The organism is Gemmobacter sp., assembly GCF_016792925.1.
Classification (GTDB): Bacteria; Pseudomonadota; Alphaproteobacteria; order Rhodobacterales; family Rhodobacteraceae; genus Gemmobacter.
This window is the reverse complement of the sequence record NZ_JAEULU010000198.1, coordinates 1-16,673: the sequence shown is the minus strand read 5'-3', so window position 1 is coordinate 16,673 and position 16,673 is coordinate 1. Positions and strand designations below refer to the sequence as shown.

Below are 16,673 nucleotides of genomic sequence, written 5' to 3'. Positions count from 1 at the left end.
AGGGCTGACAGAGGCCAGAGCCTGCCCGGTGGGCGCGAAAGCGCCCGCCGCCCGGAGGGCGGGCGCTGGCCGGTGGCTTCGGGCCACCGGCCCGATGTGGAAGCGTTTCCACATGACCTCGGCAATGGCCTCGGTCAATCGCGGCCAGGTTACCCCAGCATCCCGCCATCGCTGTCATCGCCCGCCTCTTCCATCAGGCGGTCGAAATCGGGGATGGTGACGTGGCGTTTGCCTTCCAGCAGGATCACCCCGTCGCGCTTGAGGGCCGACATCTGGCGGCTGACGGTTTCCAGCGTCAGGCCCAGATAATCCGCCATCTCCTCGCGCGTCAGCGGCAGATCAAAGGTGACGGCCCCTTTCGGCGCCTTCAGCTTCAACGTCGCATCGCGCCGCGCGATGATGCCCAGCAGCGAGGCGATCTTTTCCCGCGCCGTCTTGCGGCCCAGCAACAGCATCCATTCCCGCGCCGCATCCAGCTCGTCCAGCGTCATCTCCAGCAGGCGCTGCGCCACATGCGGCGTGGTGATCATCATGTCTTCAAAGGGTTTCTTGCGGAAACAGCACATCACAAGATCGGTCGTCGCGGTCACATCATAGGCCGCCGTGGCCCGACCGGGCCGCCCCACGAAATCCGACGGCAGCAAAAGCCCCACCATCTGCCGCCGCCCATCCTCCAGCGTCTGCGTCAGCGTGGCGATGCCGGTGACCACCGAGGCCACAAAATCCATCCGGTCGCCCGACCAGATCACCGTCTGCCCGGCCTGAAAGCTGCGATAATACTTGATCTGCTCCAGCCGTGCCAATTCATCCGCCTCGCAGCGGGCGCAGACGGCACGGTGACGGATGGGGCAATCTCCACACTCGTGATGCACATGGTGCATATCCTGCATCGGCATCCGGGTTTTCCTGATCTTGATTTACATCAAAGCCTTCGCGCGGCGTTCCGGCCAGTTTAGGCGCATGGAACAGGAATCGCAACTCGCCCGGCTCGGTTTGTTCGACGCCCGGGTGCCCCGCTACACCAGCTATCCCACCGCCCCGCATTTCGGCGAGGGCGTCACCCCGCCGCTGTTTGCGCAATGGATCGAGACGATCCCGGCGGGGGCGGAAATCTCGCTTTACCTGCATGTGCCGTTTTGCCGCCGCCTGTGCTGGTTCTGCGCCTGCCGCACGCAGGGCACCTCCAGCGATGATCCGGTCATCGCCTATGTCGAGGTTCTGAAAGCCGAAATCGCCATGCTGAAGCGGCATCTGGCCCCCGGCGTGCGGCTCTCGCGCCTGCATTGGGGCGGCGGCACGCCCACGCTGTTGCAGCCCGGCCTGATCCGCGATCTGGCCGGCGCGGTGTTTGACGTGGTGCCGCTGGCAGAGGGGGCCGAGTTCTCGGTGGAGATCGACCCCGACGAGGTTGACGCCCCCCGGCTGGATGCGCTGGCAGCGGCGGGGATGAACCGCGCCTCCATCGGGGTGCAGGATTTCGACCCGGAGATCCAGAAGACCATCGGCCGCATCCAGCCCTATGAGCTGACGCGCGATGTGGCGCAGATGATCCGTGAGCGCGGCGTGCATAGCCTGAACGCCGATATTCTGTATGGGCTGCCCTTCCAGACGCCCGCGCGCATCGCGGATTCGGTGCAGAAACTGCTCAGCCTCGCGCCCGACCGGGTGGCGCTTTACGGCTATGCCCATGTGCCCTGGATGAGCCGCCGCCAGCAGATGATCCCGTCGGATGCGATCCCGACCCCGCAGGAACGCCTGCGCCTGTTCGAGACGGCGGCCAAGCTTTTTCAATGGGATGGCTATGAGGCCATCGGGATCGACCACTTCGCGAGGCCCGAGGACCGCATGGCGGTGGCGGCGCGGCAGGGGCAGTTGCGGCGCAATTTCCAGGGCTATACCGATGATGTCTCGGGGGTCCTGGTCGGGCTTGGCGCCTCCAGCATCTCGCGCTTTCCGCAGGGGTTTGCGCAGAATGCCGCCCGCACCTCCGATTACACCAAAGCGGTGCGCGCCGGGCAGTTCACCACCCATCGCGGCCATGCCTTCACCGCCGAGGACCGGCTGCGCGGCCGGATCATTGAAGCGCTGATGTGCGATTTCCGGGTGTCTCTGGCCGAGTTGCAGCGCGATTTCGGCGCGACCGAGGCGCAGTTGGCCCCGATGTTTGCCGCCGCCAAGGCGCAATTCGGCGAGATGGTGGAGCTGACGGCAGAGGGCCTCGCGATCCCGCCGCGCGCCCGCCCGCTGACCCGGATGGTGGCGCGGGCCTTTGATGCCTATGACCAAAGCAAGGCCCAGCATTCGGCAGCCATCTGAGGCGGGGCGGCAAAAAGTTCATCCTTCGTTCACGTCTTTGCGCCAATCTGCCGCTGCGGGCGGCCCATGCACCCCGCAACGGCCATGAGGGGGCAAGGTGACGGCGCTTTTGACACTGATCGCGGGCCTGCTGCCGATCCTGCTGTGGATCGGCCTTGGCCTGCGCAAAGGGTCGGGCCTTAATGCGTCAGGGCTTGTCGGGGCCGAAGCTCTCGACCCAGCCGATCATGCGCGGCAGGCAGACGGTTTGCAGATCATAGCCCCGCACGATGGTTTCGCGCGCGGCCTGCCGCATGGCGGTGAATTTCTCGGGCCGCGCCAGGGCCTTGGAAATCAGCCGCGACCAGCCCTTCACATCGTGAAAGTCGACCAGACGGCCATTCACCCCATCCTCGATCAGCTCTTGCACCGGGGCGGTGCGCGAGCCGATCACCAGACATCCCGCGCTCATCGCCTCCAGCATCGACCAGCTGAGGACGAAGGGATAGGTGAGATAGGCATGCACGCGGCTGACCTGCATCAGCGCGACAAAGCTGGGATAGGGCACCTTGCCGAGGAAATGCACCCGGCTGAGGTCGATCCGGTCGGCGACCTCGGCCAGATAGATGTCTTTCCACTTCTGCCCCTCCGGCGCCGGACGGCCATAGGAAACATCATCGCCGCCCACGATCACCACCTGCGCCTCGGGCCGCTCGGCCAGAATCGCGGGCAGCGCGCGCATGAAGCTGTGATAGCCGCGATAGGGTTCCAGGTTGCGGTTCACGAAGGTCAGCACCTCGTCGCCCGCGCGCAACACCCGGCCATTCGGCAGGGTCAGTGTGGCTTGCGGGTTGGGGCACATGACGGCGGTGTCGACGCCGTCGAAGATCACCTCGATCCGGTTGCGCAGCGCGGGCGGATGGGTGCTGGCCTGCCACCGGGTCGGCGAGAGGCCGGCATCGGCATGGACCAGCGATTGCGCCAGATGCGCCGCCCGGCCCTGGGCGATCATCACCTGATCAAAGCTGGGCTGATCGAATTCGGGGTCGAAACCGACATCGGCGCCGCGCCCCTTGTAATAGAACTCGCTATAGACCAGCAGCTTGGCCTCGGGCCAGATTTCCTTGAGAAACAGCGTCTCGCCCCAGCCGGAATGGCCAAAGATCACATCGGGCACATAGCCCTTGTCGCGCAGTTGCAGACAGGCCCGCGCCACGGTGACGCCGCGATCGCTCATCTGGGTGAAATTGCGCCCCAGACGGCAGGCCGCCGGATCGGGGTTGGGCGCGGAATGGCGGTATTTCACCGTCTGGATCGGGCTTGTCCGGCTGTTGGTCACATCGGTCAGCGCGACGCAATCATGGCCGCGCGCCTGCAAGGCCGGGGCCAGATGCAGGAACTGGCCGGGGAAATTCTGATGCACAAACAGGATTTTCATCATTCAACCTTGCAAATCGCCGCCGGGCTGGCCAAGCGCCGCCGCCACCAGGGCGCGGGTATAGGCCTCGCGCGGGGCCTCGAAGACCTGCGCGCCCTCGCCCGCCTCGATCACATCGCCCGCCCGCATCACCAGAACCTGATGCGACAGCGCCCGCACTACCCGCAGATCATGGCTGATGAACAGATAGGCCAGGCCCCATTTCCGCTGAAGGTCGCGCAGCAATTCGACGATCTGCACCTGCACCGTCATATCCAGTGCCGAAGTCGGCTCGTCCAGCACCACCAGTTTGGGGCGCAGGATCATGGCGCGGGCGATGGCGATGCGCTGGCGCTGGCCGCCGGAAAACTCATGCGGGTAACGGCCCATCATGGCCGGGTCGAGGCCGACTTCCTGCATGATGGCGGCCACCATCTGCGTCCGGTCGCGCCCCGGCTCCAGCCCATGCACGCCGAGGCCTTCGGCGATGATTTCCTCCACCGTCATGCGCGGAGAAAGGCTGCCATAAGGGTCCTGGAACACGATTTGCAGATCGCGGCGCAGGCTGCGCAAGGCCCCGCCGCGCTGATCGTCGATGCGGTGGCCCAGAAAGACGATGCGCCCCTGCGAGGGGATCAGGCGCAGCAGGGCCAGCGCCAGCGTGGTCTTGCCCGAGCCGCTTTCGCCCACAATCCCCAAGGTTTCACCCGCGCGCAGGGCAAAACTGGCGCCATTCACCGCCTTCACATGGCCGGTGACGCGGCGCATGAGGCCGGTCTTGATCGGGAACCAGACGCGCAGGTCTTGCGCCTCGGCCACCACCGGCGCGCCGGCGGGCACCGGATCGGGGCGGCCCTTCGGCTCGGCGGCCAGCAAGCTGCAGGTATAGGGGTGCTGCGGATTGGCAAAGATTTCGGCCGTAGGCCCCTGCTCGACAATCTCGCCGCCCTGCATCACGCAAACCCGGTCGGCAATGCGGCGCACGATGCCAAGATCATGGGTGATGAACAGCATCGACAGCCCCTCGCGGGCCTTCAGCTCGGCCAGCATCTCGAGGATCTGCGCCTGGATCGTCACGTCCAGCGCGGTGGTCGGCTCGTCGGCGATCAGCAGTTCGGGGCCATTGGCCAGCGCCATGGCGATCATCACGCGCTGGCGCTGCCCGCCCGAAAGCTCGTGCGGATAGGCGGTCAACCGGCTTTCGGCATCGCGGATGCCAACCTTCGCCAGCAGCTCCACGATGCGGGCGCGCGCAACCTCGCCGCGCAGGCCCTGATGCAAGGCAAGGCTTTCGGCGATCTGTTTCTCGATCGTGTGCAAGGGGTTGAGGCTGGTCATCGGCTCTTGAAAGATAAAGCTGATGTCATTGCCGCGCATCGCCCGCAGCGCGGGTTCGGCGGCATCGGTCATCTCTTGCCCCTGCCAGCGAATGCTGCCCTCCAGTTGCGCATTATCGGCCAGAAGCCGCACCACCGACAGCGCGGTGACCGATTTGCCAGAGCCGCTTTCGCCCACCAGCGCCACGGTCTCGCCCTTGTCCACATGGAAGCTGACGCCCTTCACCGCATGGATCAGGCGGCCCTCCTGCCGGAAGCGGATATGCAGGTTTTCGACCGACAGCAGGCTCATTGGAAGGTCTTTCGCGGGTCGAAGGCATCGCGCACGCCTTCAAAGATGAAGACCAGCAGCGACAGCATGATGGCGAAGGTGAAAAAGGCGGTGAAGGCCAGCCAGGGCGCTTGCAGGTTCTGCTTGGCCTGCTGGGTCAGCTCGCCCAGCGAGGGGGCGGAGGCAGGCAGGCCGAAGCCCAGAAAATCCAGCATCGCCAGGGTGCTGATGGCGCCGGTGACCAGAAAGGGCAGCATGGTGAGGGTGGCAACCATGGCATTGGGCAGCACATGACGGAACATGATCACCCGATCCGGCACGCCCAGCGCGCGGGCGGCGCGGACATATTCAAAGTTGCGGGCGCGCAGGAACTCGGCCCGCACCACGCCGATGAGCGAGGTCCAGCCGAAGGTCACCATGATCGCCACCAGCAGCCAGAAATTCATCCGCCAGACCGCCGCGACGATGATGATGACATAAAGCGTGGGGGTCGCGCCCCAGATTTCCAGAACGCGCTGCACGATCAGGTCAACCCAGCCACCGAAATAGCCCTGCACCGCGCCCATCGCAATGCCGATGACACTGGTGAGGCTGGTGACGATCAGCGCGAACAGCACCGAGATGCGGACGCCATAGATCACCCGCGCCGCCACATCGCGCGCAGTGTCATCGGTGCCCAGCCAGTGCTGCGCATCGGGGGGCGAGGGGGCCGCGCGGCCCAGATCATTAATCGTGTTATAGCTGTAGGGGATCGGCGCCCAGAGCATCCAGCCCGCATCGGGGCTTTGTTGCGCCTGTGCCAACACGCCCTCCGGGTCATCCCAGCAGGTCTCGGAGCCCTGCGCCACGATCAGGCATTGCACCTCTGGCTCGCGGTAATTCGCCTCGGTGCGGAAATCGCCGCCAAAGGTGGTTTCGGGGTAAAAGGTCAGGAAGGGGGTGTAGAAGCCGCCCTTGTGGCTGACCAGCAGCGGCTTGTCATTGGCCAGCAGCTCGGCGCAGAGCGAGAGGCCAAACAGCGCGGCGAAAAGCCAGAGCGACCACCAGGCCCGGCGGTTGCCCTTGAAATTGCGCCAGCGGCGCTGGTTGAGCGGCGACAGGGCCATGGGTTACCCCCGCTTTTCAAAGTCGATACGCGGATCGACCAGGGTATAGGTCAGGTCCGACAGGATGCCGACCAGCAGGCCCAGCAGCGAAAAGGCGTAAAGCGTGCCGAAAACCACCGGGTAATTGCGCTTGATCAGCGCCTCATAGCCCAGCCGCCCCAGGCCATCGAGGCTGAAGATCGTCTCGATGATCATCGAGGAGCCGAAGAACACCGCGATGAACAGCGCCGGGAAACCCGCGATGACGATCAGCATGGCATTGCGGAACACATGGCCATACAGCACCCGCGCCTCCGACAGGCCCTTGGCGCGGGCGGTGATGACATATTGCTTGCGGATTTCATCGAGGAAGCTGTTCTTGGTCAGCAAGGTCATGGTGGCGAAACTGGCAATGGTGGAGGCGGTGATCGGCAGAACCATGTGCCAGAGGTAATCGGTGACCTTGCCCCAGAGGCTGAGGCTTTCCCAGTTGTCGGAGGTCAGGCCGCGCAGCGGGAACCACTGGTAGTAGGTGCCCCCGGCAAAGACCACCATCAGCATGATGGCGAACAGGAAACCGGGAATGGCATAGGCCGCGATGATCAGGGTGGAGGTCCAGGTGTCAAACCGGTCGCCCTCGCGCACGGCCTTGCGGATGCCCAGCGGGATCGAGACCATATAGGCGATGAGGGTGGACCACAGGCCCAGCGAGATCGAGACCGGCATCTTGTCGATCACCAGATCCACCACGCTGCGCGAATGGAAATAGCTGTCGCCGAAATCAAAGCGCAGATAGCGGCCCATCATGATGAAAAAGCGCTCCCAGGCCGGGATCATCTCTTTGCTGCATTCGGGCGCCTTGAGGTCGGGTGTGCCGGTGAAGCCGGGGGCGCAGGTGATGCGGGCAAAGCCGAACTGCACCTCCAGCTTCGCCACCAGCTCGGGCGGCAGGCCGCGGGCGCCGATATAGCTGCTGTCGGCCTCGTCGGAGACGCCCGCGTCAGCCCCGCTGCCCGACACCGCGTCGAAGGCATCGCCATTGCCCTCCAGCTGCGCGGCGATCTGGTCGATCGGGCCGCCGGGCACCAGTTGCGTGAGGGCAAAGTTCACCAGCATGATCCCGAACAGCGTCGGGATGATCAGCAGAAGCCGTCGAAGGATATAGGCGCCCATGGGGTGCGTCTGCCTGTTCTTGTTATCGCAGGGCGCCGGCCGCCTTCAGCCGCGCCGCCTTTTCTGCGTCATACCACCAGAAATCCATCTCGCCCAGAGCATAGGGCGGCAGGGCCTCCGGATGGGCGAACTGGTCGTAATAGGCGACGGTGTGGCTATCCTTGAACCATTGCGGCACCCAGAAGCGTTCGGCGCGCAGCACGCGATCCAGCGCGCGGGTGAGAATGGTCATCTCCTCGCGGGTTTTGGCGGCGATCAGCTGGTCGATCAGCTTATCCGCCGCCGGCGATTTCAGCCCCATCAGGTTGAAGGCCGAATTGTCGGCGCTGGTGCTGGCATAATATTGCTTGAGCCCCGAGGAGGGGATGTATTCCGACAAAGCGCGGCCGCTGATGATGTCGAAATCATATTGCGGCGGGCGGGTGCGGTTTTCAAACTGCGCCGGGTCCACCTTGGTGTTGCGGGCATCGACCCCGAGGGCGCGCAGGTTCTCGACATAGGGGTTCAGCACGCGGTCGAGGGTCGGATCGTCATTGAGGAATTCGACCGTCAGCATCTGCCCCTTGGCATTGCGGCGCATGCCGTCCTCGCCCACCGGCCAGCCCGCCTCGTCCAGCAGGGCGGAGGCGCGGCGCAGATTGCCGCGATCCAGCTGCCGCGCGCCGGAAACCGGGGCCATCACCGCCTCGTCTGTCAGGATGGATGCGGGCAAAAGCTGTGCATCGACAAGGGGTTGCAGCACCGCGACCTCCTCGGGCGAGGGGGCGCCGGTGGCGGCGAGATCGGTATTGTCCCAGATGGAATTGATGCGCCTGTATTGCCCGTAGAACAGGGTCTGGTTCGACCATTCATAATTGAACATCAGCCCGATCGCCTCGCGCACGCGGGGGTCGGCGAATTTCTCGCGGCGCAGATTGAACAGGTAGGCCTGACCGCTGGCCTTGGCGCCCGAGGGCAGCTCGGCCTTCACCACATGGCCCGCTTGCAGCGCCGGGAAATCATAGCCGGTGGCCCATTGCCGCGAGGAATTCTCGTTGCGGAAGGTGATGATGCCGGATTTGAACCCCTCGAACGCGGCGGTGGTATCGGCGAAATATTCGATGCGCAGCCGGTCGAAATTGTTGCGCCCCAGATTGATCGGCAGATCCTTGCCCCAGTAATCGGGGTTGCGCTTGTAGGCGATGGAGCGGCCCGGCTCCATCTTGTCGAACATATAGGGGCCGGAGCCGATGAAGGGTTGCAGGCGCGGTTCCTCAAGGTCGATCTTTTCCGCCTCGAACTGCGCCTTGGAGAACACGTTCAGGCTGCCTACATCCTGAATGAGGTCGCGCTTGGGGTAATCGGGTTTGAAGGTGAACTTGATGCGCTGCGGGTCCAGCACCTCGACCTTGTCCAACTGCTGCGCCAGCACGGCGCGGAAATCCGACAGGCCCTTGGCCAGGAAGGTTTCATAGCTGAACAGCACATCCTCGGCGGTCAGCGGCGTGCCGTCGGAGAACTTGGCCTCGGGGCGCAGGTGGAAGATCACCCAATCGCGGCTTTCGGGATATTCGATCTTGGAGCAAAGCAGGCAATAGGCCGCGCCGATCTCGTCTGCGGTGCCGGTCAGCAGCGATTCCAGCATCACGGTGGAGAGCGCGGCGCCGAGCCCCTTCACGGTGAAGGGGTTCAGCGTGTCAAAGCCGCCCATGCTCCATTCCACGATCTCGCCGCCTTTGGGGGCGGCAGGGTTCACATAATCCAGATGTTTGAAATCGGCGGGGTATTTCAGATCACCGAAGCTGGAGATGCCATGGGCGGTGATGACCTGCCCTTCCGCCCGCGCGCTGCCCAGTGCTGCCAGAAGCGCCGCAAGCCCGATACCAACGCCGAGGGCGAGACCGGGAAGGGCGGGTTGCGGGCGGCGAAGGGCGGTGGCGCGGGATTTGGGCATGGCTACTCCTGTCTGGGTCCGCTCTGCGGCGGTCTGGGCAAGAGAGTAGCGGAAAAACACGCCCCCTCAAGGCGCGATTGCGTGAAAGGGGGGGCGCGATTGCGTGAAAGCAGGGGTGCAAAAGCAAAGGGCCGCCCCGGCGGGACGGCCCTTGCCACGCCGGATGGCGCGCAGATTACTGCTGGGTGGCCAGCCAGGCGATGAGGTTCGCGCGGTCATCCACTTTCGGCAGACCGGCGAAGGACATCTTGGTGCCCGGCGCATAGCCTTTCGGATTGGTCAGGAATTTTTCGAGGTTTTCCGGGGTCCAGCTGTCAGCCGCCATGGCCTTCAGCGCGTCGGAATAGCCAAAGCTCGCGATCGAGGCCTTGGCGCGGCCCACCACACCGTTCAGATGCGGGCCGGTGCCATCGGTGCCGTCAACCTTGTGGCAGGCCTTGCACTTGGCAAAGACCTTTTCGCCCTTGGCGGCATCGGCTGCGGCGAAGACGGTTGCGAAATCCGGGCCGGCTTCGGCGGTTTCCGCCGTGGCGGCGCCACCTTCGACAGCGATGGAGTAGGATTGGGTTTCTTCACCGCCATGGCCGCCGCCCGTGGAATACAGGCCATCGCCCGCCCAGTTGAACAGCATGAACACAAGGAGCGACCCGCAGACGGCGCCCAGACCCTTGGTGATTGTCATCGTGTCGAACATGTCGCGTCCCGTTCTTGGCATGAAGCTGAGGGGCTTCTATCCGCTTCCCCCTGCGGTTTTCAAGGTGTAGTAGCGCGACAAACTGTGCAAATGCGGCGAATTGCCCGCGGAGTGTGACAAGATGGCAGGACGCATCGCCTTTCAGGGGGAACTGGGCGCCTATTCGCATCAGGCCTGCGCGCAGGCCCGCCCCGGTTTCGAGCCGGTGCCCTGCACCACTTTCGAGGATGTGGTGGAAAAGACCCGTTCGGGCGAGGTGGATCTGGGGATGCTGGCGGTCGAGAATTCGACCTATGGCCGGGTGGCGGATGTGCATAGCCTGCTGCCGCGCGCGGGCCTGCATATCGTGGACGAGGCCTTTGTGCGGGTGCATGTGAACCTTCTGGGAGTGAAGGGCGCGCGTCTGGAGCAGGTGCGCGAGGCGCATGGCCATGTGGTGATCCTGCCGCAATGCGCGCTGTTCCTGCGCGGCCATGGCATCAAGGGCGTGGTCAGCAGCGACAATGCCCGCGCCGCGCGCGAGGCGGCCGAGGCGGGCGATCCGGCCCGCGCCGCGCTGGCGAGCGAGCTGGCGGCCGAGATTTACGGCTTGGACGTGCTGGCCCGCCATATCGAGGATCAGGCCAATAACACCACCCGCTTTCTGGTGATGAGCCGCGACCCCGATCACAGCCGCCGCGCCCCCGAGATGATCACCACCTTCACCTTCCGGGTGCGCAACATTCCGGCGGCGCTTTACAAGGCCATGGGCGGCTTTGCCACCAATGGCGTGAACATGACCAAGCTGGAAAGCTATATGGTGGGGGGCAGCTTCACCGCGACCGAGTTTTACGCCGATATTGAGGGCCATCCCGAGGATGCCCCGGTGGCCCGCGCGCTGGAGGAGCTGCGCTATTTCACCACCGAGCTGAACGTGCTCGGCGTCTACCCGGCGGACCGGCGGCGGGATTGACCGCCACCGGCGCGGCGCAGGGCCTCAGGCGTTCAGGAAATCGCGCACGAAGGGCGTAGCCGGGCGGGCGCGGATGTCTTGCGGTTTGCCAACCTGTTCGATGCGGCCCATCGACATCACCACCACCAGATCGGCCAGTTCCATCGCCTCTTCCTGATCATGGGTCACGAAGATGGTGGTGAGGCCGGTTTCATCGTGAATGTCGCGCAGGCCCTGCCGCAATTCCTTGCGGACCTTGGCATCCAGCGCGCCGAAGGGCTCATCCAGCAGGAGCATGCGCGGCTCGATGGCCAGCGCGCGCGCCAGGGCCACGCGCTGCCGCTGGCCGCCGGACAGCTGGCTGGGGAAGCGGCTGCCGATCTCGGGCAGCTGGATCAGCTCCAACAGGCGGGTGACGCGGCGGGCGATCTCGGGTTTGGGCGGGCGGCTGGCGCGGGGGCGCGCGGTCAGCCCATAGGCGATATTGTCAAACACCGTCATATGCCGGAACAGCGCATAGCTTTGGAACACAAAGCCCGCGCGGCGGTCTTGCACCGAAAGGCCGGTGGCATCCTGCCCGTCAAACAGCACGCGGCCCGCCGTGGCGAATTCCAAGCCGCCCAGAATGCGCAGAAGCGTGGTCTTGCCCGAGCCGGAAGGGCCGAGCAGCGCCACCAGCGCCCCGGAGGGGATGGCGAGCGAGACGGGGTGCAGGGCGGCGGTGGCGCCGAAGGCTTTGGTGATCTCGTCGATTTCGATGTGCATGGGTTGCCCTTTCAACAAGGCCGGGGGCGCTGCCCCCGGACCCCCGGGATATTTTTGAACAGAAAATGAGTGGGGCGCGACAGGCGGCCTACTCGCTTCAATGGCGGCGCGTGGCGGCCAGCGCGTCGGCGTGGCGCAGCTCCAGCAGGGTTTTCAGCAGCAGGGTGAGCAGCGCCAAGGCAGTGAGCAGCGCGGCCATGGAGAAGGCGGCGACCGAGAGGTATTCGTTGTACAGCATCTCGATGGTGATCGGCATGGTGGCGGTCTGGCCCCTGATCTTCCCGGAGACCACGGCGACGGCGCCGAACTCGCCCATGGCGCGGGCATTGCAAAGCAGCACGCCATAAAGCAGCGCCCAGCGGATATTCGGCAGTGTCACGGTGCGGAACACGCGCCAGCCAGAGGCGCCCAGCGTCAGCGCGGCCTCCTCCTCGGCGCGGCCCTGTTCGATCATCACCGGGATCAGCTCGCGCGCGACAAAGGGGAAGGTGACGAACAGCGTGGCCAGCACGATACCCGGCAGGGCAAAGACGATGGGCAGGCCGTGGGCCACAAGCCAGCCGCCGATCAGCGAATTGGCCCCGAACATCAAGACGATGCAAAGCCCCGCCACCACGGGCGAGACCGAGAAGGGCAGGTCGATCAGGGTGATCAGGAAGGCCTTGCCGCGAAAATCGAATTTGGTGATGAACCAGGCGGCGGCAATGCCGAACATGGCGTTCAGCGGCAGTGCGATGGCGGTGATGATCAGCGTGAGCTGGATGGCCGCGCGCGCGTCCCGGTTGCCCAGGCTTTCCAGCGCGGCACCGAGGCCTTTGGCCAGCGCCTCGGCAAAGACCATCAGCAGCGGTGCGCCGACCAGCAGCGCCATGCCCAGCACCGCGAGCGCGATCAGGCTGCGCCGGGCCAGCACGGTTTCGCTGGTGGGGTTGCGGAAAGGGAGGGTGGTGTCAGACATGCCCGATTCTCCGGCGGCTCCAGATCTGGATGAGGTTGATGGCCAGCAGCATGGCAAAGCTGAGGGTCAGCATGGCGATACCGATGGCGGCGGCGGCGTCATAGTTGAACTCCTCCAGCTGGATGACGATCAGCAGCGGCGCGATTTCGGTGACCAGCGGGATGTTTCCGGCAATGAAGATCACGCTGCCATATTCGCCCACCGCGCGGGCGAGCGAGAGGGCAAAGCCCGTCAGCGCGGCGGGGGCGAGCATCGGGAGGATGATGCGGCGCAGGGTGGTAAAGCGGGTGGCGCCGAGGGTGGCCGAGGCCTCCTCGACCTCGCGGTCGATCTCCTCGATCACCGGCTGCACGGTGCGGGTGACGAAGGGCAGGCCCACGAACACCAGCGCCAGAAAGATGCCCCATTGGGTATAGGCGATCTTCAGCCCCACCTCTTTTGCCAGCCCGCCGAAGAGGCCATTGGGCGCGTAAAGCGCGGTCAGCGCGATGCCCGCCACCGCCGTGGGCAGGGCGAAGGGCAGATCGACGGCGGCATCCAGCAGCCGCCGCCCCGGAAAGGGATAGCGCACCAGCACCCAGGCCAGCAGCACGCCAAAGACCAGATTGAACAGCGCCGCCAGCAGCGACAGCCGGAACGAGAGGAACAGCGCGGCCCAGACCCTTTCGCGGTTCACCACCTCCCAGACATTGCCGGGGCCGAAAGTGGCGCCCTTCACAAGAAGGGCGCCGATGGGCAGCAAGACGACGATGGTCAGCATCGTCAGCGTGATCCCCATGGAAAGGCCAAGCCCCGGCATGGGAGAGCGGTGGATCAGCGGCCGCATGTCACTTGCTCACATAGATCTGATCAAAGATGCCGCCATCGCCGAAATGTTCGGGCTGCACCTTGGCCCAGCCGCCGAAATGGGCGATGTCGACCAGCTCGAGCTTGGGGAAGCGCGCCACATCTTCCGGCGCGGCCTTGCTCGCATCCCAGGCGCGGTAGAAGTGCTTGAAGGCGATGGCCTGCCCCTCGGGGGAATAGAGGTAGTTCAGATAGCCCTCGGCCAGCTTGCGCTGATCGTCGGAGGTGATGTTGCCCTCCACCAATGCCACCGGCGGTTCGGCCAGCACCGAGACCGAGGGCACCACGATGTCAAACTCATCCTCGCCCAGCTCTTTCAGCGCCAGATAGGCCTCGTTCTCCCAGGCCAGCAGCACGTCACCAATGCCGCGCTGCGCGAAGGTGGTGGTGGCGCCGCGTGCGCCGCTGTCCAGCACCGGCACATGTTTGAACAGCTCGCCCACAAAGGCCTTGGGGTCCTGGCCGTTTTTCTCGGCCCAGGCCCAGGCGGCCAGATAGTTCCAGCGCGCCCCGCCCGAGGTCTTGGGGTTGGGGGTGATGACCTCCACCCCCTCGCCCACCAGATCGCCCCAGTCTTTCAGGCCCTTGGGGTTCCCCTCGCGCACCAGAAACACGATGGTGGAGGTATAGGGCGAGGAGTTGTGCGGCAGCTTGCCCTGCCAATCGGCGGGCAGTTTGCCGGTGGCGGCGATCTTGTCGATGTCGCTGGCCAGCGCCAGCGTCACCACCTGCGCCCCCAGCCCGTCGATCACCGAGCGCGCCTGCGCGCCCGAGCCGCCATGCGAGGTTTCGATCTCGGGCGCGGGGTTGCCCTCGGCCTGCCAATGGGCGGCGAAGGCCTCGTTGAACTCGCGATACAGCTCGCGCGTGGGGTCATAGCTGACATTCAGCAGCGCCTCGGCCTGTGCCTGCGGCGCGGCGCCAAGGCCCAGCAGGGCCAGCGCCAGCACCGAAAGCGCGCCGCGCAGATAGCGCGGCACCGGCCAGCCGGTCAGCCGCTCGCGCCCGGTTTCGATGGTCACGCGGCCATCCAGATGGTCCTGAACCTTGACGCCCTGAGCCAGGGTTTCGCCTGCGAGTTTGATGGTGGTCAGCATGTCGGTGTCTTTCTGGGAACGGCGCGGCGCGGTGGCGCGCGGAAAAAGCGGGAAGATGGGCGAGAGGCCCAGAAGCAGGGCGGGAAAGGCGGTCATCGCGGCGCCCTCCCCGCTTCGGGCTGCCGGCTGCCCAGTTGTTCGATGCGCGCCTCCCAATGGGCGGGATCGCGGCCGGCCAGCAGCTCGGCGGCGGCCTCCTGCGGGCGGCGGGTGTAAAGGGTCAGCGGCGTGCCGTTGATCCGGTGCAGCGCGCCGGTGCGGCGGTCCACCAGCCGGACGGCACAGGTGGGGTGATCGCCCCCGGACGGATGCGCGTGCATCCGCGGCATGGCCTGGGTCAGCCCGAAGGGCGTGGGGGCATATGCGGTCATCTTGCGATCTCCTTGGCTGGGGGGCGGCGCTGGTGCGGCCCTTGCCCCATAATAACGACACGATCAGTCGAGTATTGCAAAGGAAAATTCACGCTAAAGATGGTCGTGATTGTGGAAGATTCTTCTCCGTCCGCTTTCGCGCCCCTGCCCCGCCACAGCGGGAAAGCGCTGCGCAGGGCCTTTTGCAGCAAGGAAAATTCTACCGCAGCGCCACAGCGCCTTGATTTCATGGAGAAAGCTGGCGTGGCGACGCGGGGCAATAAATAACGATAAATATAGTAGACATTTCTCCGGTTTGCGGCATTCTGAGATCAGATGCCAGATGGGCCGGGCCACAGGCGGGGCAGCAGCCCCCCCGGCCCGACCGCCCGGTGCCCGCAAAGGAGACGGAAGATGACCGAGCTTGACCTGATCGACCGCAAGATCGTGGCGCAGCTGATGCGCGATGCCACGCTGCCGGTGGCCCAGATCGCCGACAAGGTGGGCCTGTCGCAAACCCCGTGCTGGAAGCGCATTCAAAAGCTGGAGGGCACCGGCGTGCTGATGCGCCGGGTCTCGCTGGCCGATCCGGGCAAGCTGGGCTTCGGCCTGACGGTCTTTGCCGCGATCGAGGCGCCCGACCATTCCGCCGAATGGCGCGAGGCCTTTGCCAAGGCGACCCATGCCATCCCCGAGATCATGGAGGTTTACCGCATGGCGGGCGAAATCGACTATCTGCTGCGCATCGCGGTGGCCGATATGGATGCTTTCGACCGGCTGTATCGGCGGCTGACCGATGCCGTGCCGATCAAGAATGTGACCTCGCATTTCTCGATGGAGCGGATCAAGTTCACCACCGCCTATCCGGTGGACACGCTGGCACGCTGAGGGCTGTGGGCGGCGCCGATGTTGCCGGGGCGCGGTTTTCGGCGTATGGGGCGGCCAGTTCTGCCGATGCCAGTGCCAGAGCGCAAGCCAGAGCCAGAGCCAGACCCGCCGGAGACTGCCCAGATGACCGTTCAGACCGACCCCGCCCTCATCCTTGTGCGGCCCCAGATGGGCGAGAATATCGGCGCCGCCGCCCGGGCGATGCTGAATTTCGGCCTCACCCGGATGCGGATTGTCGATCCGCGCGATGGCTGGCCCAACCCCAAGGCGGTGGCCATGGCCTCGGGCGCGGGGCGGGTGCTGGATCAGGCGGGGCTATTCGCCGATCTGCCCGCCGCGATTGCCGATTGCGATTTCGTCTTTGCCACCACGGCGCGCGGGCGCGAGCTGTCCAAGCCGGTGATGACGCCGGAACGCGCGATGGACTATGCCCGGGCCCTGATGGCCGAGGGCAAGCGCGTCGGCATCCTGTTCGGCCCCGAGCGCGCCGGGCTGGAGAATGAGGACATCGTGCATGCCAATGCCATCATCACGGTGCCGGTGAACCCGGATTTCCCCTCGCTCAATCTGGCGCAATGCGTGTTGCTGGTGGGCTATGAGCTGGCCCGGCAAAAGGCCGATGTGGCGCCCGAG

At 65.3% G+C, this 16,673-nt stretch carries 16 protein-coding genes; 4 read left to right on the top strand and 12 right to left on the bottom strand.

Annotated elements, in window-relative coordinates; all coding sequences use genetic code 11:
• Positions 1 to 149: 149 nt before the first annotated feature.
• Positions 150 to 896 carry a transcriptional regulator FnrL gene (gene fnrL / locus JNN06_RS09355; RefSeq protein WP_291239320.1) on the bottom strand — a complete coding sequence of 249 codons (747 nt, stop codon included), beginning with the start codon at positions 894 to 896 and terminating at the stop codon, positions 150 to 152.
• Positions 897 to 960: 64 nt separating this feature from the next.
• Between fnrL and hemN the strand changes: the two genes are divergently transcribed.
• On the top strand, positions 961 to 2,316 hold the full coding sequence (gene hemN, locus JNN06_RS09350; RefSeq protein ID WP_291239319.1) for an oxygen-independent coproporphyrinogen III oxidase: 1,356 nt from the start codon (positions 961 to 963) through the stop codon (positions 2,314 to 2,316).
• Between the two features lie 187 nt (positions 2,317 to 2,503).
• Here hemN and JNN06_RS09345 read toward each other — a convergent pair whose 3' ends face one another.
• From JNN06_RS09345 to JNN06_RS09320, 6 genes are all read right to left on the bottom strand, one after another.
• A complete protein-coding gene (locus JNN06_RS09345) occupies positions 2,504 to 3,733 on the bottom strand; it encodes a glycosyltransferase family 4 protein (RefSeq protein ID WP_291239318.1) in 1,230 nt (409 codons plus the stop codon).
• Between the two features lie 3 nt (positions 3,734 to 3,736).
• On the bottom strand, positions 3,737 to 5,341 hold the full coding sequence (locus tag JNN06_RS09340; protein ID WP_291239317.1) for an ABC transporter ATP-binding protein: 1,605 nt from the start codon (positions 5,339 to 5,341) through the stop codon (positions 3,737 to 3,739).
• Complete coding sequence (locus tag JNN06_RS09335) at positions 5,338 to 6,426, bottom strand: ABC transporter permease (RefSeq protein WP_291239316.1); 1,089 nt, start codon at positions 6,424 to 6,426, stop codon at positions 5,338 to 5,340. Before JNN06_RS09335 ends, JNN06_RS09340 begins: the two co-directional genes overlap by 4 nt.
• Before the next feature lie 3 nt (positions 6,427 to 6,429).
• Positions 6,430 to 7,578 (bottom strand): microcin C ABC transporter permease YejB, encoded by a 1,149-nt coding sequence (locus tag JNN06_RS09330; protein ID WP_291239315.1) that lies wholly within the window; start codon positions 7,576 to 7,578, stop codon positions 6,430 to 6,432.
• Between the two features lie 22 nt (positions 7,579 to 7,600).
• Positions 7,601 to 9,511 (bottom strand): extracellular solute-binding protein, encoded by a 1,911-nt coding sequence (locus JNN06_RS09325; RefSeq protein WP_291239314.1) that lies wholly within the window; start codon positions 9,509 to 9,511, stop codon positions 7,601 to 7,603.
• A 175-nt stretch (positions 9,512 to 9,686) separates the two neighbouring features.
• On the bottom strand, positions 9,687 to 10,205 hold the full coding sequence (locus tag JNN06_RS09320) for a cytochrome c family protein (RefSeq protein ID WP_291239313.1): 519 nt from the start codon (positions 10,203 to 10,205) through the stop codon (positions 9,687 to 9,689).
• Between the two features lie 121 nt (positions 10,206 to 10,326).
• On the opposite strand from JNN06_RS09320, the gene JNN06_RS09315 reads away from it, so the two are divergent.
• Entirely contained in the window at positions 10,327 to 11,157 is an 831-nt protein-coding gene (locus JNN06_RS09315) for a prephenate dehydratase (RefSeq protein ID WP_291239312.1), read from the top strand.
• A gap of 24 nt (positions 11,158 to 11,181) precedes the next feature.
• Here the strand turns inward: JNN06_RS09315 and cysA are convergent, their stop codons facing one another.
• From cysA to JNN06_RS09290, 5 genes are all read right to left on the bottom strand, one after another.
• Positions 11,182 to 11,901, bottom strand: coding sequence for a sulfate ABC transporter ATP-binding protein (gene cysA, locus JNN06_RS09310; protein ID WP_291239311.1), 720 nt, complete (start codon positions 11,899 to 11,901; stop codon positions 11,182 to 11,184).
• Between the two features lie 97 nt (positions 11,902 to 11,998).
• Positions 11,999 to 12,859: a sulfate ABC transporter permease subunit CysW gene (gene cysW, locus JNN06_RS09305; protein WP_291239310.1), complete on the bottom strand. Its 861-nt coding sequence runs from the start codon at positions 12,857 to 12,859 to the stop codon at positions 11,999 to 12,001.
• Positions 12,852 to 13,685, bottom strand: a complete 834-nt coding sequence (cysT, locus tag JNN06_RS09300) for a sulfate ABC transporter permease subunit CysT (protein WP_291239309.1) — start codon at positions 13,683 to 13,685, stop codon at positions 12,852 to 12,854. The genes cysW and cysT overlap by 8 nt, the downstream gene beginning before the upstream one ends.
• Before the next feature lies 1 nt (position 13,686).
• Complete coding sequence (locus JNN06_RS09295) at positions 13,687 to 14,700, bottom strand: sulfate ABC transporter substrate-binding protein (protein WP_291239321.1); 1,014 nt, start codon at positions 14,698 to 14,700, stop codon at positions 13,687 to 13,689.
• A 194-nt stretch (positions 14,701 to 14,894) separates the two neighbouring features.
• A complete protein-coding gene (locus JNN06_RS09290) occupies positions 14,895 to 15,173 on the bottom strand; it encodes a hypothetical protein (protein WP_291239308.1) in 279 nt (92 codons plus the stop codon).
• 393 nt (positions 15,174 to 15,566) lie between these two features.
• Here JNN06_RS09290 and JNN06_RS09285 point away from each other — a divergent pair, with 393 nt between their 5' ends.
• A complete protein-coding gene (locus JNN06_RS09285) occupies positions 15,567 to 16,040 on the top strand; it encodes an Lrp/AsnC family transcriptional regulator (protein WP_291239307.1) in 474 nt (157 codons plus the stop codon).
• Positions 16,041 to 16,163: 123 nt separating this feature from the next.
• Positions 16,164 to 16,673: RNA methyltransferase (locus JNN06_RS09280; protein WP_291239306.1), on the top strand; the 510-nt coding region annotated here is incomplete at its 3' end.